Genomic DNA, 3,249 nt, shown 5'->3' with positions numbered 1-3,249 from the left:
ATTACGGTTACTGTGCCTGTCCAACCGGTGTGGCCATAAGCCTGCGCGCTTGCATAAGGACCAAAGTGCCAACGCCTTGCTTGGTTATTACCGGCAAGCCTAAAGCCAAGCCCGTAGGTTTCATCGCTTGATTGCGGCGTTAAAAATTGCGCTAAAGCGCTTGCACTAAATAATTGTTGGTCGCCGTAGCCACCATTATTTAATAATAGCTGGCAAAGCACGGCTAAGTCGTGGGCGTTACTAAATAGCCCCGCATGCCCTGCTACGCCATCAAGTGAATAATAAGCGCGCTCGTCATGCACTTGGCCTTGTAAAACATTGGTGCGAACATTATCAAACTTAATACGCCCGTCTCGTGTGTTGCCGCTAAGCTCAGTGGCTGCAAATTGCTGCGGCTTAAAGCCTTTTTTAAGTGGATTAAATAACGTGTTAGTTAATTTTAGTGGCGCATACACTTGCTGCTCTAGGTATTCGTCAAGAGGCTGCCCTGTAACGCGCTCAATTAGTACGCCTAAAATCATGTAATCAATATCTGAGTAAACATGCTGCCCAGATAATTTACTGCTAAAAGGCACGCTGGTAAGTAATAGCTGCTTAGTGGTTTTACTGTTTTGCGAATAAAACGCGTCGCCATAGCTGCCATCTTTGCGATGGAAGTCAAATACTGGCGGGTATCCGGCGCTGTGAGTGAGTAACTCTTTTACTGTACGTTGTACTCGCCCTTCGCCTTTATACTCGCTTAGGTAGCTTTGCACGGGTTTATTAATATTTAATAGCCCTTCGCTTACTAATTTCATAAGTGCAAAGTTGGTGGCAAATATTTTGGTGTTTGAGGCCAAATCAAACAAGGTATTAGTTTGCATTGGCTCTGGGCGAAGTAGCATTAAGTCACTTTGCTGATATTGTTTTGCATCGCCATAGGCGGTTAACTTTATTAGCTCTCCNCAGCCAATACAGCCCCAGGAAAACCTGCTTTTACATCGCGTTCAATTAATGTGTCTACTTCAGTAAAATCTATATGCTTTTTTGGTTCATCACTTAAAGTAGGAAATGCAAAACGCAGTGTTAAGCTTGCGCCAGCAGGGAGAATATTTTCAACTTTAAAGGTATTAACACCGTTGTGAGTATTTTTTGCCAAACTGTAATTGTATAGAGTGTTGGCGCTCAGTTGGCTAACGTCGAGCTTTTGATTATTAATGTAAATATCGGCGCTTTGTGCGTTGTGGTTTTGTATTAATAATTGCCCGCGCCCTTTGTAAGCTTTAAACGTTCCTCGGTTATTTACATAAAACCGGCTACTCGGATTTACTTCAGGAAACGTTACAACCACTTGTGCATTAGGCAGCTCTACAAGTTGGCTTTTTGTAAGTGGTAGCACCGAGCTAATAGGCACAGGTGGTGTACTACAACCCACAATAATAAAGCTTAACGCCGCTATAAATGCATTTTTTATATAACTACACCTTTTATTTTTTAAAGCAATAAACATGCTTAGCCCTTATTTATATAACAAGTAAGGCGCTCTTTGCGCTTTAAATTGCACAAGCCCCGCCTGCCAACTTTGTTTTATTTGCGCTTCTGATTGCCCTGCTTCAATAGCTAAGCGCAATTTATTAGTACCCGCTAGTTTATCCATAAAGTCAGCGCGCTCAAAAAACGAGATGTTGTTTTTACTAAGATCCGTGTACGCATTTATTAAGTAAGTTAAATTTAAACCTGTAATATTTGCTTGTCTTAAATCGAGCCCTTGCACGGTTTGGTTTTTAAATTTAGGGTTTAAAGCAGCGCCTTTAATTGCGCGCGGTGTAAAACTAAAATCGCCCAATGTAATTGGCGAGTAACCAATTACCTGAAACGCAAAGTCGGTGCCTCTACCAATACTGATAGGCGTTGCTTCAAAAAAGCAAAGCGACGGATAAAGTGCAATGGCCTGATCGTTAGGTAAATTAGGGCTAGGTTTTACAGGCAAACTATAAGCACTTTTGCGAGTGTAATGATCGACAGGGATCACAGTTAATTTTAAATCGGGCGCTTTATTGATCCAGCCCTCACCCTTGATCATTTTGGCAAGTTCGCCAACAGTCATGCCGTGTAATACAGGAATTGGGTGCATGCCTACAAACGATTTAAATTCTGGCTCTAATCTTGGTCCATCAACGTAGGCAATATTTGGGTTGGGTCTGTCGAGTACTAAAAATTCTATCCTCTGCTCTGCAGCAGCTTCCATCATGTAGTGCATAGAGCTTATGTAGGTATAAAAGCGCACTCCCACATCTTGAATGTCAAAAATAATGACATCAACATCGGCTAAAGCAGCTTGGCTTGGTTTTTTATTTTTACCATAAATAGAAATAAGCGGAATACCGGTTTTGCTATCAACGGCATTTTTTACATGCGCGCCTGCATCGTGATCGCCGCGAAAGCCATGCTCAGGTGCAAAAATTTTAGTTATATTAATATTTTTAGTCAGCAGAGCATCTACTAAGTGAGTTTGCCCTATAATTGATGTTTGATTGACTACTAGCCCTACACGTTTATTTTTTAATTGCGGTAAATATTTAGCGTATTGCTGCGCACCTACCACAAGAGAGTTATTAGCTTCGTTGGCTTGCACGCTTGGAATAAAAATAGCGCTAAAAATAAAAAATAACGTAATAAATAGGGTTTTAAACATACTGCAATATCCTTTTAAACAAGGCGTTTAAAATAACATAGGTAACATTAAAGAGCAGCTTTAGAAAAGGTTAAGTGGGCTTAGATATTGTGATTAGAAGCTGGCGCTTCTCACGCTAGCAAGCTCAGCGTCTACAACGGATAAATAAACTCAGGGTGTGGATTTAAGGATTAGAGCTGGTTTTACTTGAAAATACCACCTCTCATTTTAAGCTTAAAGACCGTATTTAACCTTCTTAGAGCTAAACGCTTCTAGTTATTTAATTTCTTGGTCAATGAACTACTTAAAGATCTATTACACAAAGAGAAGCGAAAGAGAAGTAAATGAGAAGACATAAGCCCAAGTTTATTAGTTTAGCTTAGCTTTATTACTACCTCTAAAAGCGCAGCGCCTCTTAACCTCTTTGTGAATAAATTACTTATTTCTGGCGTTGCCAACAAATAAAATCTTATAAATTATATTTTGAGGGGGAATAGAAGCTGTCGCTTCCCACGCGAGCAAGCTCAGCGTCTACAGGTTATCAATCTACATTTCACTTTATTTCGGGCACAAAAAAACCGACTTAATGTCGGCTT

At 40.5% G+C, this 3,249-nt stretch carries 1 protein-coding gene and 1 pseudogene; both read right to left on the bottom strand.

Annotated features, from left to right (window positions below):
- Window positions 1-1,489, bottom strand: a pseudogene (pbp4b, locus tag L652_RS01000000124205) (penicillin binding protein PBP4B); the annotation flags it as partial.
- A gap of 9 nt (window positions 1,490-1,498) precedes the next feature.
- Window positions 1,499-2,674 (bottom strand): DUF1343 domain-containing protein, encoded by a 1,176-nt coding sequence (locus L652_RS0120110; protein ID WP_024597673.1) that lies wholly within the window; start codon window positions 2,672-2,674, stop codon window positions 1,499-1,501.
- Window positions 2,675-3,249: the final 575 nt, after the last annotated feature.

It is taken from the genome of Pseudoalteromonas sp. TB25 (assembly GCF_000497995.1).
GTDB lineage: Bacteria > Pseudomonadota > Gammaproteobacteria > Enterobacterales > Alteromonadaceae > Pseudoalteromonas > Pseudoalteromonas distincta.
Note: the sequence above shows the minus strand (reverse complement) of the source record. Positions and strands in the feature narration are given on the sequence as shown.